At 73.0% G+C, this 26,000-nt stretch carries 23 protein-coding genes; 18 read left to right on the forward strand and 5 right to left on the reverse strand.

Annotated features, from left to right (window positions below):
* Nucleotides 1-200: 200 nt before the first annotated feature.
* The 12 genes from ACZ6R6_RS02760 (at nt 201) to ACZ6R6_RS02815 (ending at nt 14,904) form a co-directional block, all read left to right on the forward strand.
* On the forward strand, nt 201-1,547 hold the full coding sequence (locus ACZ6R6_RS02760; RefSeq protein ID WP_470089633.1) for a M20/M25/M40 family metallo-hydrolase: 1,347 nt from the start codon (nt 201-203) through the stop codon (nt 1,545-1,547).
* A gap of 343 nt (nt 1,548-1,890) precedes the next feature.
* Entirely contained in the window at nt 1,891-2,778 is an 888-nt protein-coding gene (locus tag ACZ6R6_RS02765) for an ABC transporter ATP-binding protein (protein WP_470089635.1), read from the forward strand.
* Nucleotides 2,775-5,054 carry a YhgE/Pip family protein gene (locus tag ACZ6R6_RS02770; RefSeq protein ID WP_470089636.1) on the forward strand — a complete coding sequence of 760 codons (2,280 nt, stop codon included), beginning with the start codon at nt 2,775-2,777 and terminating at the stop codon, nt 5,052-5,054. Before ACZ6R6_RS02765 ends, ACZ6R6_RS02770 begins: the two co-directional genes overlap by 4 nt.
* Nucleotides 5,055-5,068: 14 nt before the next feature.
* Nucleotides 5,069-5,785 (forward strand): TetR/AcrR family transcriptional regulator, encoded by a 717-nt coding sequence (locus tag ACZ6R6_RS02775; RefSeq protein ID WP_470089638.1) that lies wholly within the window; start codon nt 5,069-5,071, stop codon nt 5,783-5,785.
* Between the two features lie 198 nt (nt 5,786-5,983).
* Nucleotides 5,984-6,415, forward strand: a complete 432-nt coding sequence (locus tag ACZ6R6_RS02780; RefSeq protein ID WP_470089639.1) for a hypothetical protein — start codon at nt 5,984-5,986, stop codon at nt 6,413-6,415.
* 181 nt (nt 6,416-6,596) lie between these two features.
* Nucleotides 6,597-6,935, forward strand: a complete 339-nt coding sequence (locus ACZ6R6_RS02785) for an ArsR/SmtB family transcription factor (protein WP_470089640.1) — start codon at nt 6,597-6,599, stop codon at nt 6,933-6,935.
* On the forward strand, nt 6,932-7,150 hold the full coding sequence (locus ACZ6R6_RS02790; RefSeq protein ID WP_470089642.1) for a hypothetical protein: 219 nt from the start codon (nt 6,932-6,934) through the stop codon (nt 7,148-7,150). Before ACZ6R6_RS02785 ends, ACZ6R6_RS02790 begins: the two co-directional genes overlap by 4 nt.
* Before the next feature lie 287 nt (nt 7,151-7,437).
* Nucleotides 7,438-9,681 (forward strand): MMPL family transporter, encoded by a 2,244-nt coding sequence (locus ACZ6R6_RS02795; RefSeq protein WP_470089643.1) that lies wholly within the window; start codon nt 7,438-7,440, stop codon nt 9,679-9,681.
* Between the two features lie 40 nt (nt 9,682-9,721).
* Nucleotides 9,722-11,509, forward strand: coding sequence for a substrate-binding and VWA domain-containing protein (locus tag ACZ6R6_RS02800; RefSeq protein ID WP_470089644.1), 1,788 nt, complete (start codon nt 9,722-9,724; stop codon nt 11,507-11,509).
* Between the two features lie 74 nt (nt 11,510-11,583).
* Complete coding sequence (locus ACZ6R6_RS02805; RefSeq protein ID WP_470089646.1) at nt 11,584-13,401, forward strand: substrate-binding domain-containing protein; 1,818 nt, start codon at nt 11,584-11,586, stop codon at nt 13,399-13,401.
* Nucleotides 13,401-14,132 carry a hypothetical protein gene (locus ACZ6R6_RS02810; protein WP_470089647.1) on the forward strand — a complete coding sequence of 244 codons (732 nt, stop codon included), beginning with the start codon at nt 13,401-13,403 and terminating at the stop codon, nt 14,130-14,132. Before ACZ6R6_RS02805 ends, ACZ6R6_RS02810 begins: the two co-directional genes overlap by 1 nt.
* A gap of 25 nt (nt 14,133-14,157) precedes the next feature.
* Nucleotides 14,158-14,904, forward strand: a complete 747-nt coding sequence (locus ACZ6R6_RS02815) for a PspA/IM30 family protein (RefSeq protein ID WP_470089649.1) — start codon at nt 14,158-14,160, stop codon at nt 14,902-14,904.
* A 190-nt stretch (nt 14,905-15,094) separates the two neighbouring features.
* Here ACZ6R6_RS02815 and ACZ6R6_RS02820 read toward each other — a convergent pair whose 3' ends face one another.
* The 3 genes from ACZ6R6_RS02820 to ACZ6R6_RS02830 all read right to left on the reverse strand — a co-directional run bounded on the left by ACZ6R6_RS02820 (nt 15,095) and on the right by ACZ6R6_RS02830 (nt 16,825).
* Nucleotides 15,095-16,006 (reverse strand): tetratricopeptide repeat protein, encoded by a 912-nt coding sequence (locus tag ACZ6R6_RS02820; protein WP_470089651.1) that lies wholly within the window; start codon nt 16,004-16,006, stop codon nt 15,095-15,097.
* Between the two features lie 28 nt (nt 16,007-16,034).
* Nucleotides 16,035-16,166: a hypothetical protein gene (locus ACZ6R6_RS02825; RefSeq protein ID WP_470089652.1), complete on the reverse strand. Its 132-nt coding sequence runs from the start codon at nt 16,164-16,166 to the stop codon at nt 16,035-16,037.
* Nucleotides 16,167-16,300: 134 nt separating this feature from the next.
* Nucleotides 16,301-16,825 (reverse strand): cysteine dioxygenase family protein, encoded by a 525-nt coding sequence (locus ACZ6R6_RS02830; protein ID WP_470089654.1) that lies wholly within the window; start codon nt 16,823-16,825, stop codon nt 16,301-16,303.
* 74 nt (nt 16,826-16,899) lie between these two features.
* Between ACZ6R6_RS02830 and ACZ6R6_RS02835 the strand changes: the two genes are divergently transcribed.
* The 6 genes from ACZ6R6_RS02835 (at nt 16,900) to ACZ6R6_RS02860 (ending at nt 24,069) form a co-directional block, all read left to right on the forward strand.
* Nucleotides 16,900-17,766: a LysR family transcriptional regulator gene (locus ACZ6R6_RS02835; protein WP_470089656.1), complete on the forward strand. Its 867-nt coding sequence runs from the start codon at nt 16,900-16,902 to the stop codon at nt 17,764-17,766.
* A gap of 196 nt (nt 17,767-17,962) precedes the next feature.
* A complete protein-coding gene (locus ACZ6R6_RS02840; RefSeq protein ID WP_470089657.1) occupies nt 17,963-18,634 on the forward strand; it encodes an ABC transporter ATP-binding protein in 672 nt (223 codons plus the stop codon).
* The gene (locus ACZ6R6_RS02845) at nt 18,631-20,121 is read left to right on the forward strand and encodes a DUF6297 family protein (RefSeq protein WP_470089659.1); all 1,491 of its coding nucleotides are present in this window, start codon (nt 18,631-18,633) and stop codon (nt 20,119-20,121) included. The genes ACZ6R6_RS02840 and ACZ6R6_RS02845 overlap by 4 nt, the downstream gene beginning before the upstream one ends.
* Nucleotides 20,122-20,178: 57 nt before the next feature.
* Complete coding sequence (locus ACZ6R6_RS02850; protein WP_470089660.1) at nt 20,179-20,823, forward strand: LysE family translocator; 645 nt, start codon at nt 20,179-20,181, stop codon at nt 20,821-20,823.
* A gap of 454 nt (nt 20,824-21,277) precedes the next feature.
* On the forward strand, nt 21,278-22,522 hold the full coding sequence (locus ACZ6R6_RS02855) for a LuxE/PaaK family acyltransferase (protein ID WP_470089662.1): 1,245 nt from the start codon (nt 21,278-21,280) through the stop codon (nt 22,520-22,522).
* Nucleotides 22,492-24,069: an acyl-CoA reductase gene (locus ACZ6R6_RS02860; protein WP_470089663.1), complete on the forward strand. Its 1,578-nt coding sequence runs from the start codon at nt 22,492-22,494 to the stop codon at nt 24,067-24,069. Before ACZ6R6_RS02855 ends, ACZ6R6_RS02860 begins: the two co-directional genes overlap by 31 nt.
* Here the strand turns inward: ACZ6R6_RS02860 and ACZ6R6_RS02865 are convergent.
* Nucleotides 24,059-25,039, reverse strand: a complete 981-nt coding sequence (locus tag ACZ6R6_RS02865) for an alpha/beta fold hydrolase (protein ID WP_470089665.1) — start codon at nt 25,037-25,039, stop codon at nt 24,059-24,061. The two genes, ACZ6R6_RS02860 and ACZ6R6_RS02865, sit on opposite strands and share 11 nt — an antisense overlap.
* Nucleotides 25,036-25,956, reverse strand: a complete 921-nt coding sequence (locus tag ACZ6R6_RS02870) for a Rieske 2Fe-2S domain-containing protein (RefSeq protein WP_470089666.1) — start codon at nt 25,954-25,956, stop codon at nt 25,036-25,038. Before ACZ6R6_RS02870 ends, ACZ6R6_RS02865 begins: the two co-directional genes overlap by 4 nt.
* Nucleotides 25,957-26,000 lie beyond the last annotated feature (44 nt).

A 26,000-nucleotide genomic window follows, 5' to 3' on the forward strand; every position in this document is an offset into this window, starting at 1 on the left:
GAGTGCAAGAACTTCGGAATCCGCAAAACAGGTGGGTAACAACAACGAAATCCGCGACCAGGATTTGGGAGTTTCCGGATCTTGCACCGCCCTCGCCCCCACCCGGCGGGACCGCGGTGTGCTGGAATCAGGGTGAAACACGGTCGCCCGCCGACTGTGATCAAATAGGACGACCACATATTGAGATGCGAGGGAACGTCGTGACTCCTGACGAGATCGAGGGCGCCGTCGCCGCGGGCCTGCCCCAGGCGGTCGAAGACCTCAAGCGGCTCGTCGCCATCCCCTCGGTGGCCTTCCCCGGCCATCCGGAGGAGCCGGTGCGCGCGGCCGCCGCGGCGACCGAGGAGCTGCTGCGCAGCGCCGGCCTGCCGCACGTCCGGCAGATCCCGGTGGAGGGGAGCTTCCCCGCCGTGTTCGCCGAGGCCCCGGCCCCGCCCGGCGCGCCGACCGTGCTGCTCTACGCGCACTACGACGTGCAGCCCGCGGGCGACCCCGCGCTGTGGCGCACGCCGGCCTTCGAGCCGACGGAGATCGACGGCGCCATCTACGGCCGCGGCGCCGCCGACGACAAGTCCGGCGTCATCTCCCACGTCGCCGCGCTCCGCGCCTTCCGGGGCGACTTCCCGGTGGGCATCAAGGTGATCATCGAAGGGCAGGAGGAATACGCCGGGGAGCGTCTGGAGGCCTTCGTCGAGCAGAACCCCGAGCTGCTCCGCGCCGACGCGATCATCGTCGCCGACTGCGGCAACCCGAGCGTGGGCGACCCGGCGGTGACCACCTCGCTGCGCGGCATGGGCGCCTTCACCATCGAGGTGCGCACCCTGAAGGAGTCGCTGCACAGCGGCTCGTTCGGCGGCGCCGCCCCGGACGCCCTCGCGGCGCTGATCCGGATGCTGGCCGCCCTGCACGACGACCACGGCGACATCCGCGTCCCCGGCCTGCCGCGCGGCACCTTCCTCGGCTCCGGCCCCTCGGAGGAGGAGTTCCGGGCCACCGCGGGCGTGCTCGACGGCGTCTCACTGGTCGGCTCCGGCTCGCTGGCCGACCGGCTCTGGGCCTCCTACGCCATCACGGTCACCGGCCTGGACGTGCCGACCGTCTCCGGCGCCATCAACGCGGTCCAGGCGGTCGCCCGTGCCCGGGTGACGGTGCGCGTTCCTCCGGCGGGCGACCCGAAGACGACCGTGGAGGCCGTGGTCGACTTCCTGCGGCAGGTCGCCCCGTGGGGCGTCGAGGTGCACGTCACCGACCACGTGCTGGGCTCCGGCTATCTCGCCGACTCCGGCGGCGCCGCCCGCGCCGCGCTGAACCGGGCGATGGAGCGCGCCTTCGGCCACCCGCCGCGCGACGTCGGCGCCGGCGGCTCGATCCCGCTGGTCTCCACGCTCGTCAAGCAGTTCCCCGCCGCCTCGATCCTGCTGTTCGGCGCCGAGGACGACGACGCCTCGATCCACGCTCCCAACGAGCGGGTCAACGTCGAGGAGCTGCGCCGCACGGCCCTCGCCGAGGCGCTCTTCCTCCAGGAGTACGGCTCCGCGACGGTCTAGCCAGGCGATCGGCAGGACCCGTCCCACCCGTCAAGACCGGGAGGGGCGGGTCCTGCCGCGTTTCCGCGGGCCGTCCGTCTCGTCGAAGCGGGTGGTGTCCGGCCATGGACACTGTCCCCGTGACTGGATCACCTTGTGGATCCGGCGCGAGCCGCCGGCGCTGAGAAGTCCCCGGCAGAGGCGGACGTGCTCGACCGCCCCGGCAGGTTCTCGGATGAGCGGCCGCTTTCCGTGAGAGCCGTCTTCCGTGAGAATCGACACCTTCGCCGGCCCGGTCACCTGCGGGAAACCTCACGTGATACTTTTGCACTGACCGGTCAGTTCAAAAGTCTCGGAGGGTGCGGTGTTCCAGGGGGTCGCGGTGCGCGCGGTCGGTCTGTCCCTCAAGGGCGAGCACGGATGGGTCTACCGCGACGTCGGCCTCACGGCCGAGCCGGGCAGCCTCACCGCCGTCACCGGACAGGCGGGCAGCGGGCGGACGAGCCTGCTGCTGACCCTGGCGGGACGGATGAGACCCACCGACGGCACACTCACCGTGGGGCGGTACGGCAGGCCGCGGGCGATCCGGCGCGTCGCCGCGCTCGGGCTGGTGGACGGGGTCAACGACCTGGAGAAGGCGCTGACGGTCCGCGAGCACCTGCACGAGCGGTCACCGGGCATGTTCTGGGGCAGACGGCAGGAGTCACGGGCCGGGACCGCGCTGGCCCTGGCCGGTCTGGAGCTGTCCCCCGGCGACCGCACCCTCATCCGCGACCTGGGCCGGGAGGAGCGGGTGCGGCTCGGGATCGCACTCGCGCTGCTCGACACCCCCGGACTGCTGATCCTCGACAACGTGGACACCGGCCTCGCCCAGGACCGCCAGGAGGCGCTCTGGGCGACGCTGGGAGAGCTGGGCGCCCTGGGCCTGACCGTCGTCGCGGCCTGCACGGAGAGCGAGCGGGCGGCGGTCCGCCTGCCCTCCGGGAATCCCGCGGAGTCCCCGGAGTCCACGGAGTGCGCAGACTCCGGGGAGCCCGGGGACGCGACGGACGGACCGGATGGCGGGCACCCGGCGCGCTCCGGACCGGCCCCGGACGGGCCGGAGGCCGTACCGGCCGTCACCGGGTCCGCGGCCCCGCCGGACCCCGGAGGACCCGGATCCGTTCCTGACGCCGAAAAGCCTGCGGGGGCCGGCGGACAGGACGGGGAGAGCGTGGCGCGGACCGTACCGAGCGAGGAGAGGGACCGATGAGATCGTTGCGGCTGGGACGGCTGGAGCTGCGGCGGTTCACCCGGTCGCGGCTGACCCGGGCGGCGCTGGCGGGCGTGGTGATGCTGCCGCTGCTGTACGCCGGGCTGTACCTGTGGTCGTTCTGGGACCCGCAGGGCAACCTTGAGAACATCCCGGTGGCGCTGGTCGTGGAGGACAGGCCCGCGACCGTCGACGGCAAGACGGTCGACGCGGGCCGCGAGCTGGCCGACGAGCTGCGTGACCGCAAGGTCCTGGGCTGGCACACGGTCGACGCCCGGCAGGCCGCCGACGGCGTGAACGACGGCAGCTTCTACCTGTCCCTGACCATCCCCGCCGACTTCAGCGCCCGGCTGGCCTCGCCCTCCGGCGACGGCACGCCGACCCCCGCCGAGCTCGGAGTGCGGGTCGACACCGGCCGCAGCTACATCATGGGGACGATCTCCGACGCGGTGTTCACCGAGGTCAAGGACGCGGCGGGCCGTACCGCGCTGAAGGATTACTGGGACAACGTCTTCGTGTCCTTCGGCGAGCTGCACGACGCCACCGCCAAGGCCGCCGACGGTGCGGACGATCTGCACGACGGTACGGCGAAGGCCGGAAAGGGCGCGTCCACTCTGAACGCGGGCCTCGGCCAGGCCAAGACCGGCACCCACCAGCTCACCGTGGGCCTGGGCAGCGCCAACACCGCCACCGGCCGGCTGTCGGCCGGGGCGGACAAGCTGACCGGGGGCCTGGGCCAGGCGGAGAGCGGCTCGCGCAAGCTGGGCCAGGGGCTGGCGAAGCTGGAGAAGGGCGCCGAGCAGGTCGCCGACGGCAACGCGCAGGTCTACAAGCAGGTCCACGCCCAGGTGTCGAAGATCAACGAGGTGGCCGACGAGGTCGTCCCGGTGCTGCGGGAGAACGGGGCGCGGCTGCAGTCGCTCGCGGAGGCCGTCGAGCGGGGCGCCGGCCTGGTCGCCGACGGCGCGGGAGCGCTGCCCGGCGGGATCAAGCAGGGGGCGGAGCAGGCTCAGCAGCAGGCGCAGCAGTTGCAGAACTGGCTGGACGGCAATCCGGACGCCGACCCGCGGCTGCGGGCCATCGCCGAACGTCTCACCCAGTCCACCCGGGAGGTGGCCACCGGGCTGGAGGGCGCCGCCGGCGACGGCAGCGGCGCCGCGGCCCAGTTGCAGCGGGACGCCCGCCGGATCGCGGAGGTCGCGGGCCGCACGGCGGAGGTCGCGCCCACCGCGGGCCAGCAGCTCGACCAGGCCAGAGACAAGATCAACCAACTGGACGAGGGGCTCGGCAAGCTGGCCGACGGCTCGGCGAAGCTCCACACGGGCCTCGGTGACGCGGCGGACGCCAACGGGAAGATCACTTCTGGGATCTCCCGGCTCGGCGACGGCTCCGCGCAGCTCAGCCGGGGGCTGACCCAGCTCGGCGGCGGCATCGTCAAGCTGAGCGACGGCGCGGCCAGGGTGGACGGCGGGGTGGGCCGCCTGCACGAGGGCGCCGGGGAGCTCACCACCGGTATCGGCAAGCTGACGGACGGGTCCAGGAAACTGAGCGACAAGCTCGGCGACGGCGCCGAGCAGATCCCGGACTACGGCAAGCGCGAGCGCGCCGACCGGAGCGAGATGATGAGCGAGCCGGTCAAGCTGGCCAACCAGGTCGCCAACGAGGTGCCCAACTACGGCACCGGGTTCGCGCCCTTCTTCGTCCCGCTGGCCCTGTGGGTCGGCGCGATGGTGAGCTACATGGTGCTGCGCCCGCTCAACCCCCGTCTCCTCGCCGGTACGGCTCCCGCCTGGCGGATCGCGGTGGCCGGCTGGCTGCCGGGGCTGGTCCTGGGCGCCGCCCAGGTGGGCGTGCTGATGGCGGTGATCAGGTTCGCGCTCGGCATGGAGGCCGCGCACTGGGCCGGGATCGCCGGGATCCTGCTTCTCACCGTGGCGGCCTTCCTGGCGGTCGTGCAGGCGGTCAACGCCCTGCTCGGCGCGCCGGGACGGGTCGTGGTGCTGGCGCTGCTGATGCTCCAGCTGACCTCGGCCGCCGGGACCTATCCGATCGAGACCTCGCCGGGCTTCTTCCAGACGATCTCGCCGTGGCTCCCGATGAGCTGGGTGGTCAGCGCGCTGCGGCGGCTGATCAGCGGCGGCGACCTCACGGTGGTCTGGCAGGCCGGCGGGGTGCTGGCGCTGACCGTCGCGCTGGGCCTGAGCCTGACCGTCTACGCCGTGCACAAGGGGCGCACCTGGTCGATGCGGCGCCTCCACCCCGAGCTGGCACTGTGACTACGGTTACCCCCATGACACAGCAGCGGGCCGGGAGCGTGGACACGGACGCGGAGCGGGACCGGCGAGGGCCTGACGCGGGCACGGGCGCGGAGCCTGACGCGGGCGCGGAGCGGGACCGGCGAGGGCACGGGGCGGGCGCGGCCGCGAGGAAGGGGGACGGCCGCCGGGCCGAGACGAGGCTCAGGCTGTTCACGGCGGCCGTGGAGGTGATCGCCGAGCAGGGCTACACCGCCGCCACGGTGGACGCGATCGCCGAACGGGCCGGTGTCGCCAAGGGCACCGTGTTCTACAACTTCGGCAGCAAGGAGGCGCTCTTCGCCGCGCTGCTCGAACACGGGATCCAGCGGCTGGCCGACGCGCTGGGCGCGGCGGACACCGGGCAGGCCGCGCTCGACGCCCTCGACTCGGTGGTCATGGCGCAGCTGCGCTTCTTCGAGGAGTACGGCGCGTTCGCCCGGGTGCTGCTCGCCGAGATGTGGCGCACCGCCTGGCAGGACGCGGTGGCCAGGCTGCGCGAGCAGGCGCTGGGAGTCTACGCGGGGGCGCTGCGCCGGGCGGTGGCCGAGGGCAGGGTCCGGGAGGACCTGGACGTGGAGACCGCGGCGACGGCCGTGTTCGGCATGGTGCTGACCGTCTCGATCGAGCGCCGGGCGCTCCACCCCGACCGCCCGATCGAGCAGCTCCACGCCACGCTCGTCGACCTCCTGCACAGGCGGGTGTCCGGCTAGTCGGCGGTCTGCCAGGGCAGGGCGTAGAGGCTGAGGCGCGGTTATGGAGAGCACCCGGCCCACTCTGGGCGACGAGCTGGAAGCCCTGGCGAATCTGGGCGGTGCGGAGCAGCCCGCGGAGCCGTACGGCTTCGCGTATCCGGGGCGGCTCGACGGCGCGGGGCCGAGCGGGTCGGCGAGGCCGGGCTGGTGTGGGCGGTGGTCGCCGCGGCGGAGGGCCGGCTGACCGTCGGCGACGTGGCGGTGTCCGTCGCCGCCGTGGCCGGGGTGCAGACCTCGCTGTCCGGCGGGGTGGCCCGGCTCTCGCGGCTGCACCAGGCCCTGCTCGTCTTCGGTCACTACCTGGACCTGCTGCGGGCGGAGCCCGACCTGCCCGTACGGCCGGCGCCCCTGCCCCTGCCCCCGCTCCGCGTGGGCGTGGAGCTGCGCGACGTCTGGTTCCGCTACAGCGACGGGCACCCCTGGGTGTTGCGGGGCGTCGACCTCGTCGTGGTCCTGTCCGGAGGGAAGATCATCGAAAGCGGGACACGAGGCGCTCATGGCGGCGGCGGGAGAGTACGCGAGACTGTTCACCCTGCAGGCCAGCGGCTACCAGGGGGTGTCCTGGTCGCGTCTCCGGCGACCCCCTGAGACACCTGAGACACCTGAAGCACCTGAAGCACCTGAAGCACCTGAAGCACCTGAAGCACCGCCATCCCGGCACGTCGTGCCCCACCACATCGGCCATCGCCCGTCAGGCGGTGGCCGATGTGGTTTGACGATGAAGATTTCACCTGTCAGTCTTATCTTACAGGTGGAAGGTCAATGTGTTGTGGATGGGATTCTGACCAGTGAGAAGCTGCTGGCGCTGCTCGCCGCCGTCGGCCACCCACTGCGACTGCGGATCATCGCCGAGCTGTCCGGCGGCCGGGTGCATGTCAGCGAGCTGGCCCGGCGGCTCGACATATCTCGCCCGCTGCTCTACATGCATCTTGAGCGGATGGAGAAGGCCGGCCTGGTCGCCGGCGATCTGGAGCTGTCGGCGGACGGCAAGGCGATGAAGTATTTCAAGCTGATGCCGTTCGACGTGCGCCTGACGGTGGACACGGTCCTCGGCGCGCTGCGAGCGGACGGACAGGAAGGCCCCGACGTGCAGGAGACCCGGAGATGAAAGAAGTCGTCCTCCCCCTCGGGATCATCCTGATCCTCACCGTCGGCGCCGTGGTGGGCTTCATCTCCTGCTTCCGGCTTCACCGGGCGGCGATGTCGGAGTATCGGGAGGCCACCGAGCGGACGGCGCGGAACCAGGAGCAGCTCAACACCCAGCTCGCCGAGCTGACGGCACGGGTCACCGCCGTGGAGCAGATCCTGCGGAGCGTCGGATGAGTCTTCGCCTCCCGTGACGCCACCACACCGCCTCAGGCGGTGACAGGCCCGGGGCGGCGAGCGGCAACTCGCCACCCCGGGAAACGAAAGTCGCGCGACCACGCCGCAATCGGCGTGCCTTCAAACGCACGACCCCCAAAGAAAGGAGAGCAGCTCATGCTGCTCCAATGCAAATCCCTCCATGGGCGGATCGGACCCGCGGAGGTGAGGACGCCGTCGTCCCACGGCCGGACCCGGCGTGAGCACGGCTCCCGCATCCGGGCATACGGGCTCGGCGGGGTGACCCGATGAGCACACGGACCGCGAGGCGGTCACCGACCGTACGGGTGGCGAGCTGGAGCGCCGCCCATCCGTGGCGGGCGATCATCGGATGGTTCCTGTTCGTCGTCCTGTGCCTGGGGGTCGGCTCGGCGATCGGCACCGACAAGGCCACCAGCGAGGACTACCGGGTCGGCGAGGCCGGCCGCGCCGAGGCCATCGCGGCCGAGGGGGACCTGCAACGCAGGCCGACAGAGCAGATCCTGATCTCGGTCAGGTCCGGTCCGCAGGACCCCGCCGCGGTCGACGCCGCCGCACGGGACATCACCGTCCGGATGAAGAAGCTGCCCGAGGTCGAGGACGTCGCCGCCCCGATCCGCTCGAAGAGCGGCAGGACCCTCATGGTCGAGGTGACCATGAAAGGGGCGGAGCTGGACGGCGGCAAGAATGTCGATCCGCTGCTCGCACAGACCGCCGCCGTGCAGAAGGAGCATCCGGACCTCCTCGTGGAGGAGACCGGCAGCCCCTCCATCAGCAAGGGCCTCAACAAGCAGCGCGGCGACGACCTCGCGCTCTCCGAGGCGATCACGCTGCCGGTCACGCTGATCACCTTGCTGATCGTCTTCGGCTCGGTGGTCATGGCGGGTGTACCGCTGCTGCTGGCGCTGTCATCGATCGCCGCGGCCATGGGGCTGTCGATGGTGGTCTCGCACGTCGTTCCGGACGCCGGTGTCGGCAACAACGTCATCCTGCTGATCGGCATGGCGGTCGGCGTCGACTACACGCTCTTCTACCTCAAGCGCGAGCGGGAGGAACGGGCCCGCTCGGACGGCAGGCTCGACCCGGTGGCCCTGGTGGAACTGGTCACGGCGACCTCCGGCCGGACGGTCGTGGTCTCCGGCCTCGCGGTGATCGTCTCCAGTGCCACCCTGTACCTGGCCTCGGACGTCATCTTCTCCTCGCTGGCCACCGGCACCATCGTCGTCGTGCTGGTCGCCGTGCTCAGCTCGATGACCGTGTTGCCCGCCCTGCTGGTCACGATCGGCCGCAGAACCGAACGCCGTGCGGCCCGCCGGACCGCCTGGGCGGCGGAGCGGGGTGAGCCGCGCGAGCCGAAGAAGGCGAAGGCCGAGATCGGCCGGGTGTGGAGCACCCTGCTGCGGCCCGCGAGCGAGCACCCGGCGATCACGCTGTGCGTGTCGGTGCTCGTCATGGTCTGCCTGGCGCTCCCCATGCTGGGCATGCAGTTGAGGGTGCTGAACAAGGACAGCCATCCGCGCGACGTCCCGGCGATACAGGTCTACGACCGGCTGACCGATGCGTTCCCGGAGCTGCGGGTCCAGCACAGCGTCGTCGTCCGCGCCGACCCCGCCCACGCCGGAGAGGTGGCCGAGGCGCTGAAGGATCTCGGCCGGCGCGCCCAGGCGGACCCGCTGTTCGCCAAGAACGTGCGGCCGACGCTGCGGACTTCGGACAACGGCCGGATCAGCCTGCTCAACCTGGCCGTCCCGTTCCGGATGAGCTCCGACGAGGCGATGACGTCGCTGACGCACATCCGGGAGGACTACCTGCCCGCCACGGTCGGCCGGATCCCCGGTGTCGAGGCACACGTCACCGGGGACGTCGCCCGTGACGCGGACTACCTCGCCAATCAGAACGAGAAACTGCCGCTGGTCCTGACGGCCCTGCTGCTGCTGACCTTCGTCATGACGGTGGTCGTGTTCCGCTCGGTCGTCATCGGGCTGATCGGGGTCCTGCTCAACCTGCTGTCCGCCGCGGCCTCGTTCGGCCTGCTGGTCATGACCTTCCAGAGCGGTCTGGGGGAGAGCCTGTTCGGCGCCGGCGCCACCGGCGCGATCGGATCCCGGGTGCCGCTGTTCCTCTTCGTGATCCTCTTCGGGCTGTCGATGGACTACCAGATGTTCATGGTCAGCCGGATCAGGGAGGCGGCGCTGCGCGGCGTGCCCACCCGCGAGGCGGTGCTGAACGGCATCGGCCGCTCGGCCGGCGTGGTGACCAGCGCCGCGGTCGTGATGGTGACCGTGTTCGCCAGCTTCGTCTTCCTCCACCTGGCCGAGATGAAGCAGATCGGCTTCAGCCTCGCGGTGGCCGTGCTGCTGGACGCCTTCGTCATCCGGGTCATGATCCTGCCGTCGGCCATGACACTGCTCGGCCGGGCGAGCTGGTGGCCGTCACGCACGATGCGGCGCGCACAGTCCGCACGGCAGGAGGACCCGGCACCCGTCCCAGCCGTGGCCAGGGGAAACGGGTAACCCCTTGTCCAGGTAAATCGGTTCTTCCTACGATCATCCGATGGCGTACTCCCCCGCACGACCCCGCCGGCGGATCCTGCCCTACCTCCTCGCCGTGGTGCTGGCCATCGGGCTGATCGCCGGGCTGCGCTGGTTCTTCGGCCGGGACGACTCGGGGAGCGAGCCGAGCGCCTGCTCGGGCGAGTCGGTGAAGATCCGGGTGGCGTCCTCCCAGGACAAGATCTGGATCCTGCGGGAGGTCGCGAAGGACTACAGCGGCAGGACCGTGGCGGGGCGCTGCGCCGAGGTCGTCATCGACGAGGCCAACTCGGGCACCGCGATGCGGGCGCTGGCCAGGGGGTGGGAGGAGCGGACCGACGGCAGCCGGCCCGACGTCTGGACCCCCGCCGCCTCCGCGTGGGTGACGCTGCTGCGCCAGCAGGCCGCGGGCGCCGACGGCACCGTGCCGGTCCCCGAGGGCAGGCCGGCGCCGATCGTGACCGCGCCGCTGGTCTTCGCGATGCCCAAGCCGATGGCCGAGGCCCTGGGCTGGCCGGGCAAGGCCATCGGCTGGGCGGAGCTCGCCGAACTGGCCTCCGACCCCAAGGGCTGGGCGAAGTACGGTCACCCCGAGTGGGGCCAGTTCAAACTCGGCAAGACCAACCCCAACTACTCCACCAGCGGCCTGAACGCCACCATCGGCGCCTACTTCGCCGCCACCGGCACCACCTCCGACCTGACCGCCGGTGACATCTCCGACGTCAAGACCCGCGACTTCGTCAAGGGCGTCGAGCAGTCGATCGTGCACTACGGCGACATCTCGATGACGTTCCTGGGCAACCTGCTCCGCGCCGACGACCGGGGCGAGTCCATGGCCTACATCTCCGCGATCACCATCGAGGAGAACTCCGTCACCGACTACAACCGGGGCAACCCCTCGGGCAACCCGGCCACGCTGGGCAGGCACGCCCCGCCGCGCACCCCGCTGGTGGCCGTCAACCCCAAGGAGGGGACGCTCTTCTCCGACCACCCCTACGTCCCGCTGACCTGGATGGACCCGGCCAAGAAGGCCGTCGCCGACGACTTCCTGAACTACCTGCACAGCGCCCCGGTGCAGGCGGAGTTCCAGTCGTACGGCTACCGCGGCCACGACGGCAAGCTCGGTCCCCGGGCCACCAAGGACAACGGCGTCATCCCCGACGCCGCCATCACCACCCTCAACCTGCCCACCCCGACCGTCCTGGACAAGGTCCTGCGGAGCTGGTCGGAGCTGCGCAAGCGGGCCAACGTGCTGATCGTGGTGGACAAGTCCGGCTCGATGGAGGAGGAGGCGCCGGGCACCGGCGAGAGCCGCCTGGAGCTGGCCAAGAAGGCCGCGATCAACGCGCTGCCGCAGTTCCGGGGGGACGACAAGGTCGGGCTGTGGGCCTTCTCCACCAAGCAGGACGGCGACAGGGACTACCGGGAGCTGGTACCGATCGACACGGTGTCGAAGATCGGCCCGGCGCTCGGCGACCAGCTCCGCGAGCTGACCGCCGGGGGCGGGACCGGGCTCTACGACACCACGCTCGCGGCCGTCGAGCGGATGCGCGGGGCCAGGGACGGCGGGGCGATCAACGCGGTGGTCTTCCTCACCGACGGCAAGAACGAGAAGAACGGCGGCATCGACCTGGACAATCTGCTGGGGAAGCTCAACCCCGACGTGCGCCTGTTCACCATCGGCTACGGCGAGGGCGCCGACCAGGGCGTGCTCAAGCGGATCGCCGAGGCCACCGACGGAGCCGCCTACGACTCCTCCCGGGCCGACACCATCGACCAGGTCTTCACCAGTGTGATCTCCAACTTCTGAACGGCCACCCGCCGCGGCGAACTCTGGCGGGGGGTTGTTCGTCGGACAAGTACTGACACCACCGGGAGGCCGGGTTGTACCAGCAGCCGCAGCGACCGCGGAGAAACTTCGCCCCGTTCGTCATCGCGATCATTCTCGCCGGTGCACTGATAGTCGGGCTGCGGCTGTACGTCGGCGGCGGCGGGCCGGCCGGGCAGCAGGAGAACGGCCAGTCCAGACGCTGCGGCGACGGCGGGGTCACCCTCACCGTGGCCGCGTCGTCGGAGAAGGCCGAGCTGCTGCGGGAGATCGCGGCCGGCTACAACGGCCGGAAGGTCGGCGAGCGCTGCGCCGACGTCGTCGTCGAGACCAAGGCCAGCGGCGGCGCGATGCAGGCGCTGGCCCGCGGCTGGGACGAGCGCCAGGACGGCCCGCGGCCCGACGTCTGGTCCCCGGCGAGCAGCGGCTGGGTCACCCTGCTCCAGCAGCGCGCCGCCGGCAACGACACCGGCGCCCTGGTCACCGCGGACAACCCGTCGATCGCCAAGACGCCGCTGGTCATCGCGATGCCCAAGCCGATGGCCGAGGCACTGGGCTGGCCGGGCAAGAAGCTCGGCTGGTCCGACCTGCTCGACCTGTCGGCCGGTTCCTGGGCCAAGTACGGCCATCCGGAGTGGGGCCGCTTCCGCCTGGGGAAGACCAACCCCAACTTCTCCACCAGCGGCCTGAACGCCACCGTCGGCGCCTACTTCGCGGCCACCGGCCTGTCGGGCGACCTGTCGGAGAAGAACGTCGCCGACGCCAAGGCCCGGACCTTCGTCCGGGACGTGGAGCGCTCGATCGTGCACTACGGCGACACGACGCTGACGTTCCTGTCGAACCTGCAGCGGGCCGACGACGCCGGGGCGGGCCTGAGCTACATCTCCGCCGTGGCCGTGGAGGAGAAGTCGGTCTGGGACTACAACCAGGGCAACCCCACGGGCGACCCCGAGACGCTGGGCAAGCACGGCAGGCCCAGGGTGCCGCTGGTGGCGATCTACCCCAAGGAGGGCACCCTCTACTCCGACAACCCCTACGCCGTGCTGACCGCGCCGTGGGTGGACGACGTCAAGCGCCGGGTGGCCGCCGACTTCCTGGCCTACCTGCAGGCTCCGGAGCAGCAGGGACGGTTCGCCGAGTCCGCCTTCCGGTCGCATGAGGGGAAGGCGGGCAAGCTGATCACCGAGGCGAACGGCCTGCTGGCCGCCGAACCGGAGACGACGCTCAGCCCGCCCGCCCCGAACGTGCTGGACAAGGTGCTCTCCAGCTGGGCCGACCTGCGCAAGCCCGCGAACGTGCTCATGGTGATCGACGTCTCCGGCTCGATGGGCGCCACCGTGCCGGGCACCGGCAAGAGCAAGCTGGAGCTGGCCAAGCAGGCGGCGATCAACGCCCTGCCCCAGTTCGGCCCGCACGACAAGGTCGGGCTGTGGATGTTCTCCACCAGGCGGGACGGCGCCAAGGACCATCTGGAGCTGGCCCCGCTGGCCACGGTGGACGCCGCCCAGCGCAAGAACCTGCGGGCCCGGCTCGACGGCCTGACCCCCGACGGCGGGACCGGCCTCTACGACACCGCGCTGGCCGCCTACGGGCACGTGCGCGACCGGCACAGCGGCGACGCGATCAACGCGGTGGTCTTCCTGACCGACGGCAAGAACGAGGACGTCGAGAGCATCTCGCTGAAGAACCTGCTGCCCGGCCTGCGCGCCGAGGCGGCCGAGGAGTCGGTGCGGATGTTCACGATCGCCTACGGCCAGGACGCCGACCTCGGCGTGCTGAGAACGATCTCCGAGACGACCAACGCGGCCGCGTACGACTCTCGCGAGCCCGGAAGTATCGACCAGGTGTTCACCGCGGTGGTATCCAACTTCTGATGTCCCGTTTCATCGACGAATTACGCGATCCGTGGGGCCTGCTGCTCGGCGCCACCGCCGGCGGCGCCGCGTGGGCCGTCAGCGTGCACCCGGCCGCCGCCGGGGCCGTCGGGGTGGCCGTCTGGCTGGCCAAGGCGGCCGCCGCCGCCCTCCAGGGCCGCGGCGGCCGCGCCGCGCCGGCCGTCACCGCCGGCAGCCAGGAGGCCTACTGGCTGGGGCGGGCCGGCTCGGCCGCGCACGGCTTCGGCGAGCTGAGCGCCTCCATGGGGAACGGGCCGCTGGCCGAGCGGATCGCGCTGATGCGGCCCCAGGTCGACGACTCCACGGCCACGCTGGAACGTCTGGCCGAGCAGGCCTCGCTCACCGGGACCGCGCTCGCCAGGTTCGACCTCGACCGGCTCCGGCAGGAGCACGCGCGGCTCACCCGTGCCCGGAAGGGGGCCAAGCAGGGGCTGGTCCACGACATCGACCGCGCGCTCACCTCGCTGGCCGCCCAGCGGGCCGTGGTCGAGCGGCTCTCCGAGACCCGTGCCCAGGTGCTCGCCCGGATGGAGTCGAGCACGATCAGCATCGAGGGGCTCCTGGCCCGGGTGGTGGAGCTGTCGGCGATGTCGGCGGCCGGAGCCCTGGAGCCGGCCCGGGTGCTCGACGAACTCGCCGACAGCCTCGAAGGGGTCCGCCAGGGCCTGCACGAAACCGAACAGATCACCCGTGACGCGCTGGATCGCTGAGCCGCCGGATCTCTAAGGAGCCCCCATGTTCAAGGTCATCCGCCGGGCCTGGCGCTATCTGGTCTTCGCCGTGTCCGGCCGGCTGGACGAGCTGACCGACCCCCGGGTCCAGATCGAGCAGGCGATCCAGGAGGCCAAGGAGCAGCACCAGCGGCTGACCCAGCAGGCGGCCGCGGTCATCGGCAACGAGCGCGAGCTGGAGATGAGGCTCGCCCGCTCGCTGGAGGAGACCGAGAAGCTCCAGGCCAACGCCCGCCAGGCCATCCTGCTGGCCGAGCGGGAGAGGGCCGCGGGCGACGAGCGCAAGGCGCTGTCCTACGAGGACTCGGCCCGCGCCTTCGCCTCCCGGCTGGTGGCGGCCGAGACCGCGCTGCGGGACGCGCAGCTCATGCGCGGACGCGCCGAACAGGCCTCGGCACAGGCCCGCGCGGCGGTCGAGAACAACGCCATGGCTCTGCAGAAGAAGATCGCCGAGCGGATGCGCCTGCTCTCCCAGCTCGACCAGGCCAAGATGCAGGAGCAGCTCAACAGGGCCATGGGCGACCTGTCCGGCCTCGCCCCCGCCGGGGACACCCCGACCATGGACCAGGTCCGCGAGAAGATCGAGAAGCGTTACGCCCGCGCCCTCGGCGAGGCCGAGCTGACCTCCAACTCCGTCGAAGCCCGGATGATCGAGGTCGAACGCGCCGCCCTCGACGTCGAGGGCGCCGCCCGCCTGGAGGCCATCAAGGAGAGCCTCGGCCTGGACCGCAAGCCCGAGGTCGAAGGCTGACCCGGGGGCGAAGGCCGACCCGGGAGCGCCGGCTGATCCGAGGTCGAAGGCTGATCCGGGGCCGCCGGCACCGCACCGGGGCCGCGCGGAAGGCCCCGGACGCCGGCCCGTCCCCGCGGCCCCTCAGCCGGACCCCGCCCTGCCCGGGCGGTGCGCGGGGTCCCGGACGCCGACCCGTCCCCGCGGCCTCTTACCCGGATCTCGCCTGCACGGACGCGGACAGGCGCTCCACCTCCGGGTGGCCGGGGCCGAGGACGCGACGTTTGACGCGCAGGGCGTCCCGATAGCGGCGCCCCGCCTCCTCCGGACGGCCCTGGAGGTCGTCCAGGTGCGCCAGGTTCACCTGGCACACCGCCACCTCGTAGTGGTCGGCTCCCAGACGCTCGCCGAAGATGTCGACGGCCCGGTGGAGCGCTTCCTCCGCCTCGGCGTGCCTGCCCTGAACCGTCAGGACCGCGCCGAGCACGGCCAGGTCCGCCGCGACGTGCTCGTGGCGGGGGCCGAGCGCTCCCTGCCGGATCTCGATCGCGGCCCGCGCGTGGCGCTCTCCGGCGGGGCCGTCGTCGCCCCGGGCGTGCGCGAGCCCCGCGAGGTTGTGCAGGGCGTCGGCGCGCGCCAGGTCGTCGGCTCCGGGCCGCTCCAGGCGGCTCAGCGCTCCCCGGTAGCACGCCTCGGCCTCGCCGTACCGGCCGGTCTCCTTGCACAGCACGCCCAGGGCCAGCCGTACGGCCGCGCCCCGCTCGTGGTCGGCCCCGTCCACCAGTTCGAACGCCTGGCGCAGGTGCTCCTCGGCCGTGGCGTACCGGGCCCGCCTGCGCTCGACGTCGCCCATCCGGATCAGCGCGTCGGCGAGCGGTCCGTCGCGCCCGGGGCCGGGGGGCGCCACGGCCAGCGACTCCACCGCCCGCCGGGCGCACTCATGTGCCTCCGTGTGGCGCGTGAGCCCGTGCCAGAGCGACGCCAGATCCACCAGGATCGTCGCGTGCCCGGCGAGATCCGTGCTGTCCGCCGCCTCGGTCGCCCGCCGCGCCCACCGCTCGCCCTCGGCGTACCACCCGCGCCTGCGGCAGTAGACACCCCGTACGAGGCACCGCCGGATCATCCTGATCCGGCGGCGCCGGACGGACCGGTCAATCACCGTCGACGGACGGCTCGCAGTGGTTGGCGATGCGGATCGCCTCCGCGGTGCCGGACAGCAGCACCGAGAAGGCGGGCACGGCCAGGGCGAGGGCCAGCGCGTACAGGCGTGTGATCTTCCGCATGACTCGCTCCTTTTCCGGAGGGACCGGGACGTCCTCATCGTGACGCCGGGAGCTTGTCGGTCACTTGGAGGTGGCTGGCGCGCCTGTCTCCGGGGAGCCGGTGGGACTCAGCGTCTCCGGAGAGCCGGCAAGGCTCAGCGGACGGGCAGGTCGTAGATCCGGCGGACGCTGCTGGGGGCGGCCCTGAGGTCGGCGCCGTAGATGTGGAGGGAGATCGCCGTGCCGTCGCCGGTGTTGCGGACCTTGTGGATGTCTCCGGGCGGGGCGAAGCCGCTGACCTCCCCCACCTGGTTGGCCGTCCGGCCGATCTCGGTCAGGTGGTCGCCGTCGAGACGGTAGAGCGTCTCGTGTTCGACCCCTTGCAGGACCCCGAACGCGCACCACGCGATGTGGTCGTGGATCACCGTCTCCTGACCGGGCCGCCAGACCACGGCCAGGATCGAGAAGGCGGCCTCGGTGTGGAGGGTGTGACCGACGTAGTGATCCGGATCCCCCAGCCGTTCCCGCTCGGTGAGGATCTCGGGAGAGGGCAGCCGTTCACGCAGCAGGTCGGCCACGGCGAAGGCCGTCGTCCGGGGGGCGGTGGAGCCGTCTGCCAGCTCCCGGACCCCCGCGACCAGTTCCGCCAGGCCGGGACGGGCGAGTGTCATCGTTCCCATGCCTCAAGGGTGCGCCGGACCACTCATAACGTCTAATGCCTATCTTTCCGCTTATTCATAGATAATGTTGATACATGCTCGATGTCGTACGGCTCCGCGTGCTCGCCGCCGTGGCCAGACACGGATCGGTCACCGCCGCGGCCAGGGAACTGCACTACTCCCAGCCCTCGGTCAGCCACCACCTGGCCAAGCTCGAGAGCGAGACGGGGGCCAAGCTGATCCAGCGGGTCGGCCGGGGCATCCGGCTCACCGAGGCGGGCCGCCTGTTGGCGGAGCGGGCCATCGAGATCGTCGGCCGCATCGACTCCGCCTCGGCCGAGCTCTCGGCGCACGTGGGCCTGCGCGCGGGCCGGGCCAGGCTGGCCGCCTTCCCCTCGGCCCTGGGCACGTTCGTGCCGGAGGCCGCCGCCCTGCTCGCCGGGGACCACCCCGGCCTGGAACTGCGCCTGACCGAGACCGAGCCGCCCGAGGCCCTGCGCATGCTCCGCGCGGGCTACGTGGACGTGGCGGTCATCTTCCGCTACGACGACACCGCCCCGGAGGACGACGGCATCCGGCTGGTCCACCTGCTGGACGACCCCAGCTATCTGGTCACCGCCGACCGGACCGGCGACCTGGCCTCCCACCGCGACAGCCGCTGGATCGGGGGCTGCGACCGGTGCCGGAGCCATCTGCTCGACCTGTGCGCCAAGGCGGGCTTCGAGCCGGAGATCGCCTTCACCACCGACGACATCGTCGCCGTCCAGGCCCTGGTGGCGGCCGGGATCGGGGTGACGGTGCTGCCGGCCCTCGCGCTGCGGGCGCACCGCCACCCGAAGGTCAGCGTGATCGAGCTCCCCGGCTCGACCCGGCACGTCTACGCCGCCACCTACGGCGAGCCCCCCGTCCCCCCGGCGACCACCGCCCTGCTGTCCGCCCTCGCCTCCGCGACCCGCCCGTAACCGGCCCGTCCGCCGACTCACCCGTGGGGTGGGCCGTCCGCGACCGCTCCCCGGCGTGCCCGTACACGACCGCCCGCCCATGACCGGCCGGCCCGCCACGGCCGATCCGTCCCCGCGATCCCGCCGCGGCCGATTCACCCGCGTTCATCCACGGTGGACCCGCGCGGGCCCGGAGGGCGCCGACTACGCTCGAACAGTGTCTCCATCGATCATCACAGTCCGCGACGTCGGGGTGGAACTCGGCGGCAACCCCGTTCTCCGGTCCGTCGGCCTGACGGCCGCGCCCGGCGAGATCGTCGCCGTGATCGGCGCGAACGGCACGGGGAAGTCGACGCTGCTGCGCTGCCTGGCCGGACTGCAGCCCCCCGGCTCGGGCGAGCTCGACGTCCTGGGCGGCCCGCCGAGGGACGACTCCGCCTTCTGGCGTGACGTCGTCCTGGTGGGCGACGAGCCCGCCTGGTATCCGGGGCTGACCGCCCGTGAGCACCTGGAGCTGGTGCGCGCCGTCCACATGCCGCCCCGGCTGGAGGTCGACGCGGCGCTGGAGCTGTTCGATCTGGAGCGGCGGGCGGACGCCTCACCGCTGACCCTCTCCACCGGCCAGCGGCAGCGGCTCTCGCTGGCGGGCGCCCTGCTCCGGCCGAGCCGGCTGCTCCTGCTCGACGAGCCCGAACGCGGGCTCGACTCCGCCTTCCGGCAGCGCCTGGCGGCGATCCTGGTGGACTACGCGGCCTCCGGCGGCACGGTGGTCATGGCCACCCACGATCTCGGGCTCGCCGTCGCCACCGGCGCCCGCCAGGCCGTACTGGCAGACGGGCACCTGGACAACGGACGCACGGCGGACGGACGCGCGGCGGGCGGGGCATGAGCGGCGTCCCGGCGATCCGCGCGTCCATCCGGTCGCGCCGCCGCACCTCCGCGGGCTGGCTGGACCGCTACGCCGCCCTCTTCGGCCTGGCGATGGCGGCCGCCGTACTGGCCCACCCCGTCTCCTCCGCGCTGGCGGCCATGGCCCGGCAGCCCGATCCGTCCCGGATGGGGGCCGGAGTCGCCCTCGTCGCGCTGGCCTACACGGGCCTGCTCGCCGTCGCCCGTGTGGTGGGCCCGGTCGCGCTGACGGGCCCCGACGCCGCCTGGCTGCTGCTGTCCCCGCTGGACCGCCGGGAAGTGCTGGGACGGACCGCGAGGCTGCTCCTGCTGGTCTCGGTACCGGTCGGGGCCGCGCTGGGGATGGGCCTGCTCGCCGTCCTGGGCGCGCCGGACCAGCCGGCGGTACGGCTGGCCGCCGCCATGGTCCTGGGGGTGTCGGCGGCGGCCGGCGGGATGGCGCTGACCGTGCTCTCGCAGTCGTCGCAGACCTGGAACTCGTGGCTGAACGTGACCCTCGTCGCGATCACCGTCCTGGCGGCGGCCGCGGCGCTGTCGGCCTCGGGACCCGCGCGCCGGTCCCTGCCCGCCGTCGCGGCCGCGCCCGCGACGCTGGGCGCGGTCCTCGCGGGGGCGGCCGCCGTGGCGGCCGCCCTGCTCCTACGGCTGGCCTGGTCGTCCCTGGCCCGCATCCCGGCCCGGAGCCTGCTGGCCGCCTCCACCCGCGCCGGTCATGTGGCCGACGCGACAGTCGGCATGGATCCCGGCGCCCTGACCTGGATCGCCGAGGACAACCACTGGCGCGGACGGGCCCTGCGCTCGCGGCCGTGGCCGGCGCTACCCGCCCCGCTGGCCCTGGCCTGGCAGGACTGGCGCCGCCTCGGACGGCGCCCGGGACGGCCGGCCGTCCTGCTCGCAGCCGCCGCGCTGCCCTCGGTGGTGGCCCAGGCCACCGGGGGCATCAGCGCGATCACGGCGGGCACCGTGCTCGCCGGTGCGCTGGCCGCCTCGGTGGCGGGCACCTCGGGCGCACGCCGCGACGCGGACAACCCGGGCCTGGCGCGCCTGCTCGGCGTCGGCGCCCGTGCCGCCCTCACCGCCCGGGCGCTGCTGCCGGCACTGCTGAGCGCCGGCTGGCTCACCCTGGCCCTGACCGGCCTGACCCTGGCCGGGATGCTCCCGGCAGGTCCGTGGTGGCTGTTCGGGCCGCTGGCCGCTCCGGCCCTCGCCGCCGCGGGCCTGCGGATGGCGCGGCGGCGCCCGGTCGACCACGCGATGCCGGTCATCGAGACGCCCGCCGGGACGGTGCCCACCGGCCCGCTGCTGTGGGGGGTGACCGGCGCGGACCTCGCGGCGCTGGGCTGCCTCCCGCTGGCGCTGGCGCTGACCGGCGGACCGGCCACGCTCGGCGGTTTCCTGGCCGCCCAGGCACTGGCGGGAGCCGCCGTCCTGTGGTGCTACCTGCTCCGCGCGGCGAAGAGCCCCTGAGAGCACCCCGCGGAAAACCTGAGGCGGTCAGAGACCGGGCCATCCTACGATCCTGATATGCCAGATTTGACGACACTCGCCCTGTTCGCCGCTGCGACGCTCGCCCTGCTGCTCGTGCCGGGGCCCGCGGTGCTCTACATCGTGACCCGCAGCGTCGCCCAGGGCCGTGGCGCGGGCATCGTGTCGGTGCTCGGCATCCACCTCGGCTCCGTGGTCCACGTGGCCGCCGCCGCCCTCGGGATCAGCGCCCTGCTGGCCGCCTCGGCGACCGCGTTCGCCATGGTCAAGTATCTGGGCGCGGCCTACCTGATCTGGCTGGGCGTCCGCAAGCTGATGTCCCGCCAGGACGACGCCGAGGCCGCCGGGCCGCCGGTCGCGGACCGGGCCCGGATGTTCTGGGAGGGCTTCGTGGTCAACGTGCTCAACCCGAAGACCGCCATCTTCTTCCTGGCCTTCCTGCCGCACTTCACCGACCCCGCCCGGGGGCCGATCGCCCCGCAGATCCTGCTGCTGGGCGCGGTCTGGATCGCGCTCGGCCTGGCCAGTGACGGCGCCTTCGCCCTGCTCGCCTCCGCCATGGCGGGCCGACTGCGCCGCTCCGCCCGCGCCCGTCGCCGCCTGGACGTCACCAGCGGCGTGGTCTACCTCGGCCTGGGCGCCGTGGCCGCGTTCACCGGCGAGAGCGCCGCCGCCAAGGCGTAGATCCGGCCCTCCCCCCGTCGCCGGGAGGCCCGGCGGCCCCCGCCGGAGACCGGCCGTCATTCGTCTGCGGCCTCCCACGCCGTCGGCGTCGGGGAAGGCCGGGCAAGACGAGAAAGCAAGAAAGGCGGGAAACACAGCACGCCTTTTACCGATATATCGCCATAAGTAATTTTTTATGGAATGCATTCCCCGACTACCCCGCGGCGCATCCGGCGGCGAGGTGCGGCACCAGAGCCGCAGGCACCGCCGCCGGGAGTGGTCGTGTCGGCGGCACCGGCGGCGGGCGGACCTGCGCCGCGTCACCTCGGGCCCGTTCCCCTCACCCGCATCCGCGGGTTTATCAGATGCAATCAGGCGTTAAATGCCGATATTCAAGGTGCCTGGCCGGGAATGTCGTACGCATTATTCGCTCCGGGCTCTGTTCAGGCCGCCGAACAGGAGCGACTATCGGACCGTGCCCGGTCCGAATCCACGGCTGACGGCCGTCCCCGATGTGCAGGCGCTGCTCGTCTGCACCAGACTCTGGTCCACGGGAGCCCCGGTCGACGAGGGGGCGGTGGCCCGCCTCAGGGAGGCCGTCCTCGTCGGCAACCACCGTCGCTACGCCGCCGCCATCCCCGCCTACGCCGCGCTGGTCGACGAGTCGCCCGCCGCCCCGGCGGTCACCGTGGCCGACATCCGCGGCAGGTTCCTGGTCACCGACGAACTCTTCAAGAGCTACGACCCGGCCTGGCTGGAGGATGCGCCGGCCGAGCTGACCCGCTGGCTGGGGTCGATCTTCACCGAGCGGCTCACCGACCTGGATCTCGCCACCGGCGACATCAACCAGTGGCGTGCGGCCCTGAAGCGGCACGGGGTGTACGTCACCTTCTCCAGCGGCACCGGCGGGCGGCCGTCCCTCGTGCCGAGGGACCGCCCGACCCTTGCCGCCCTCCGCGCCTGTTCCGGCGTGCGGCTGCCCTGGACGCTCCGCGCGGGGACCTACGACTTCCTCCAGCTCGTCACCCCCGGGCTGGGCCTCGGCATCCAGTCGGGGGCCGCCGGCCTGGCCGCCGGCGCCGTGCGCGTCCACCACCTGCGGGCCGCTCCGTTCGACCCCCGCTCCCTCACGGGCGGCCCCGGCCCGCCCGGCGCCCCCGACCACGACGCGGCGGCCGACTTCCTGGCACGGTCCGAGCGGCCCGTGCTGGTGTTCGGGACGCCCGCGGAGGTCTCCGATCTCATCGATCACCTCGCGTCGGCGGCCCGGCGCGTACGGCTGCTCCCGGGCAGTCAGGTGGTCACCGGCGGCGGCTGGAAGGGCCGCACCGCGATCCGGCGGGAGGAGCTGGTCGAGAGGGTCCGCGACCGTCTCGGCGTGCCGGCCGGCCGGTGCGTCGACACCTACTCCACCTCGGAGCTGAACACGGTCTTCCTGACCTGCGTCAACGATCGCTACCACATCCCTCCGTGCGTCGAGCCGGTCGTCGTGGACGACCTCCTGGCCCCCGTCGACGGCGACGACGTGGTGGGCAGGCTGGCCGTGCTGGATCCGTTCGCCCTCTCCTATCCGGGGTCCGTCGTGACCGGCGACGCCGTACGGCTCCGCCGCGACCCGTGCGGATGCGGCCTGGCGGGACCGACCCTGGCCGCCCCCATCGTGCGGGCCGCCGGGGCCGGAGAGCGCGGGTGCGCCACCGTGGAAGGGGCGGCGGGGTGATGCTCGACGCCCGCACGGTGGCCGGGACGCAGGTCGTCCGGCTCCCGGCCGTGGTGCGGGGGGAAGTGGTGATGCCGCCCTGGCCCCGGGTGGCCGACGTCGGCCGGGCCGTCGCCGAGCGGGGGTCGCGCCGTGTCCAGGGCCCGACCGCCGACGGCTGCCACCTGATCGGGCGGGCGGTGGTGGACCGCGACACCCTCCAGCTCACCGGTGAGACGCAGGTGCTCGTGCTCCCCGCCCCGGACGCCTCCTCGCTGCCCGAACCGGACCCCGCGGGCGCGCTGCTGGAGCTGGCCCGCACGCCCCTGGCGGAGGTCCTCGCCTTCGTGGACGCGATCGGGGCGGCGCTGCGGTCGGGCTCTTCGGAGGCGGCCGAGGCGGGGGCGTTGCTGGCGGCGACCTCGCTGGTCGCCGACCGCGCGCACCGCGCCTTCCTCGCCCAGCTGCCCTCGCTCTTCGACGGCGCCGCCGTCGGCCGCATGATCGAGCGCGACCTCGGGACGGCCGCGCTCGACACCTGGCGGAAGATCGACGAGAGGACCGTCTCCGGAGTGACCGCCCGTTTCGCGGACCACATCTGCGAGGCGCCGTCCGCGCTGCGCGCCTTCCCCACCAGGCAGCTCCACCTGACCGCGGGCAACGCCCCCGTGGTGCCGGTGGTCTCCCTGCTGTGGGCGTGGGCGACCAGGGGGGCCTGCGTCGTCAAACCCGCCGCCGAGGCCGCCGCGCTCGTCGTCGCGCTGGGCACGGCGCTGCGGGACACCGACCCCGCCCACCCGCTGGCCAGGCACACCACTCTCGCCTACTGGCGGGGCGGCGACCAGCGGATGGAGGCGACCCTGCTCGCCGACGGAGCCTTCGACCGGCGGGTCGTCTGGGGAGGCGCCGAGACCGTCCGCAGCGTGACGGCCCGCGGCGGGACCACCGACACCCTGGTCATGGGGCCGCGCTTCTCACTGAGCATGATCGGCGCCGATCTGCTGCGGGCGGATCCGGAGGCCGCGGCCCGCCGCGCCGCGGTCGACTCGCTGATCGCCAACCAGGCCGCCTGCACCTCCTCACTGCTGCACGTCGTGGAGTGCGACGCCGCCACGGCCGACGACTACGCGCGCACGCTCGCCCGGGTGCTGGCCGAGTGGGACAGGGCACTGCCGCACCGGCCCTCGCCACAGGCCCAGGGGCACCTCGCCCGGCTGCGCAGGGGGCTGCTCGGCACCGGGCGCTGGCACGTCAACGGCGACTGGCCCGAGGTGTCGTCGGCGGTCGTGCGCGTCGACGGCGCCTTCGACCTCGCCCACCACCCCGGCTCCCGGCTCGTCCTGGTGCGCGCGGTCGACGACCTGCGCCGGGCGCTCCCGTTGCTGGGGCCGGCCGTATCGACGGTCGGGGTGGCTCCGGAGGGGACCCGGCTCGCCCTGCGGGACGCCATCGCCGCCCGCGGGGTGGACAACGTCGTCCCGCTCGGCGCCGCCGAACACGGATACGCCGGGCGCCCGCACGACGGCATGCGGGTGCTCAACCGGCTGGTCCGGTGGGTCAACGGCTGACTTCCGCCGGGACGGGGTCCGGCGGCCCGCCGTACTCCGCCCCGGCGAGGTGCGCGCCGACGATCCGCAGGGCGGCGCGTGGTTCCTCGAGGAGGGCGAGGTGCCCCGTGCCGGGGAGCACCCGCAGGGCGCCGCCGGGGGCCGCCGCCGCGATCGTCTCGGCGCAGGCCCGGTGCGCCGGGAGCTCGCCGTCGCCCACCAGCACCAGGAGGGGGGCGGCCACCGCGGACAGGCGCGCCACCGGCTGCCGCGGCTCCAGGAGAGGGCGGATGCCGGCGCCGCCGAGCTCGTCCCAGGCGTGCCGGCCGATGACGTCGGCGAGCGCGGAGTGCGCCGCGGGACGTGCCGCGATCCCGCCGAAGATCGGTTGGCACGACATCCAGAACGCGGCCGTCCGCGCCCTCGAACCGGCGCTCCGGTGGAGCAGGGCGAGATCGAGGTAGTGGCGCTCGACCGCCCGCTCCTGCGGGCCACCGGCGTAGGACGGCGCGGCGAGCGTCCAGGAGGCGAACGCGCGCGGGTGGCGCAGCGCCATCTCCAGGGCGACGACGGTGCCGAAGGACAGCGCGACGACGTGCCGGACCCCCGCCTCCAGCGCGCGACCCGCCAGCAGGTCGGCCAGCGCGGCGCGGTCCTCCCCGTCGCGCAGCGGCCTCGACCGCCCGTGCCAGGGGAGGTCGACCGCCACGTGCCCGCGGCCCGGCAGGTGCCTCCAGAGCGGTGGCCAGATGGCGGTGCTCATCGTGTATCCGTGCAGCCACAGCACGCCGCCGCCCCGGCCCGCGTCCTCGCCCCGGCCCGCACTCTCACCCGAGCCCGCACCGTCACCCCGGCCCGCACCGTCGCCCCGGCCCGCACCGTCGCCTCGGCCGCTCCCGATGACGGTCAGGCCGTCCCAGTCGCCGGTGACGGCCGGCCCGGTCTGACCGGCCGGATCGCCGCCGGGCGGGCCGGGAGGGGCGCCGTTCACCGGCCGGCGCCGAACTGCCGGCAGTAGGCCCGGTAGGCGCGCACGAGGTCGTCGCCTTCGGTGTATCGGGGGACGACCGAGGTGTCGAGGTGCTCCCAGATCGCCACGTCCTGCTCGAAAGCCGTGCGGCTGCCGCTGACGAGCGAGGCCACCTCGCGGACGGTCAGGGGCCCGCCGGCCCTCGTGCCGGGCACCGCGACCGTCACCCGGACCATCGAGGTCCCGTCGCACGCGGGGGTGGCCGCGGTGATGACGACGTTGGGCTCCTCCGGCGGCCCCAGCTCCGTGGCCACCAGGTTGGGGCTGAACACCAGGGCCCGGAACCGCGCCCTGGCCGGGTCTCCCTCCGGCTCGCCCGCCTGCCAGCGGTTGGGGCGCGCCATGTCGAGGTCTCCTTCGACGCGGAGCGGCCCGCCCTCGGCCGGGCGGACGCTCAGCCGGGGACGCCTGTCGAGGCCGTGGACCGGGGCGAAATGATCGGCGTCGAAGACGTTCTCGATGACGTATTCCGCCGGGACCCTCACCCGTAACGAGAATCCCGACACGATCCGGTGGCTCCGCTGCAGGCCGTCCAGGAATCCTTCGAGTCCGGTGTCGCACGACGGATCGGGCAGGACGAAAAGGCCGCCGGCCCGGACCGCCGAACGGTGACGGCCGACCTGGAAACGACCTCCCCCGTCGCCCCCTAATTGCACCCTGTGTCCATGGAAAGGGCAAATAATTGCATTTCCATCGACCTTTCCGCCATATCCGAGATGAGCACCTCTATGCGGACATATGGCGTCATAAACTCCCACGTCACCGCCCTCTCGGACGGCGATCAACGGACGGCCCGCGAGGTCGAGAGGCGTGACGCCGTCACCGAGATCGGCGCCGAAAGCCAGCTGCGTCCACCCTGAGGAGATCGACAATTCCATCCCCTTTCCGTTGATCGGAACCCCGGGAGCTCTCGCCTTGAAAA

This window comes from Streptosporangium sp. NPDC048886 (assembly GCF_055586905.1).

Excerpts from the sequence above, each read along its gene's own strand:
- ACZ6R6_RS02795 (WP_470089643.1), top strand. The coding sequence starts at position 7,438 with ATGAGCACACGGACCGCGAGGCGGTCACCGACCGTACGGGTGGCGAGC.
- ACZ6R6_RS02845 (WP_470089659.1), top strand. The coding sequence starts at position 18,631 with ATGAGCGGCGTCCCGGCGATCCGCGCGTCCATCCGGTCGCGCCGCCGC.
- ACZ6R6_RS02820 (WP_470089651.1), bottom strand. The coding sequence starts at position 16,006 with ATGATCCGGCGGTGCCTCGTACGGGGTGTCTACTGCCGCAGGCGCGGG.
- ACZ6R6_RS02800 (WP_470089644.1), top strand. The coding sequence starts at position 9,722 with ATGGCGTACTCCCCCGCACGACCCCGCCGGCGGATCCTGCCCTACCTC.
- ACZ6R6_RS02790 (WP_470089642.1), top strand. The coding sequence starts at position 6,932 with ATGAAAGAAGTCGTCCTCCCCCTCGGGATCATCCTGATCCTCACCGTC.
- ACZ6R6_RS02775 (WP_470089638.1), top strand. The coding sequence starts at position 5,069 with ATGACACAGCAGCGGGCCGGGAGCGTGGACACGGACGCGGAGCGGGAC.
- ACZ6R6_RS02810 (WP_470089647.1), top strand. The coding sequence starts at position 13,401 with ATGTCCCGTTTCATCGACGAATTACGCGATCCGTGGGGCCTGCTGCTC.
- ACZ6R6_RS02870 (WP_470089666.1), bottom strand. The coding sequence starts at position 25,956 with ATGGAATTGTCGATCTCCTCAGGGTGGACGCAGCTGGCTTTCGGCGCC.
- ACZ6R6_RS02770 (WP_470089636.1), top strand. The coding sequence starts at position 2,775 with ATGAGATCGTTGCGGCTGGGACGGCTGGAGCTGCGGCGGTTCACCCGG.
- ACZ6R6_RS02830 (WP_470089654.1), bottom strand. The coding sequence starts at position 16,825 with ATGGGAACGATGACACTCGCCCGTCCCGGCCTGGCGGAACTGGTCGCG.
- ACZ6R6_RS02850 (WP_470089660.1), top strand. The coding sequence starts at position 20,179 with ATGCCAGATTTGACGACACTCGCCCTGTTCGCCGCTGCGACGCTCGCC.
- ACZ6R6_RS02825 (WP_470089652.1), bottom strand. The coding sequence starts at position 16,166 with ATGCGGAAGATCACACGCCTGTACGCGCTGGCCCTCGCCCTGGCCGTG.
- ACZ6R6_RS02835 (WP_470089656.1), top strand. The coding sequence starts at position 16,900 with ATGCTCGATGTCGTACGGCTCCGCGTGCTCGCCGCCGTGGCCAGACAC.
- ACZ6R6_RS02815 (WP_470089649.1), top strand. The coding sequence starts at position 14,158 with ATGTTCAAGGTCATCCGCCGGGCCTGGCGCTATCTGGTCTTCGCCGTG.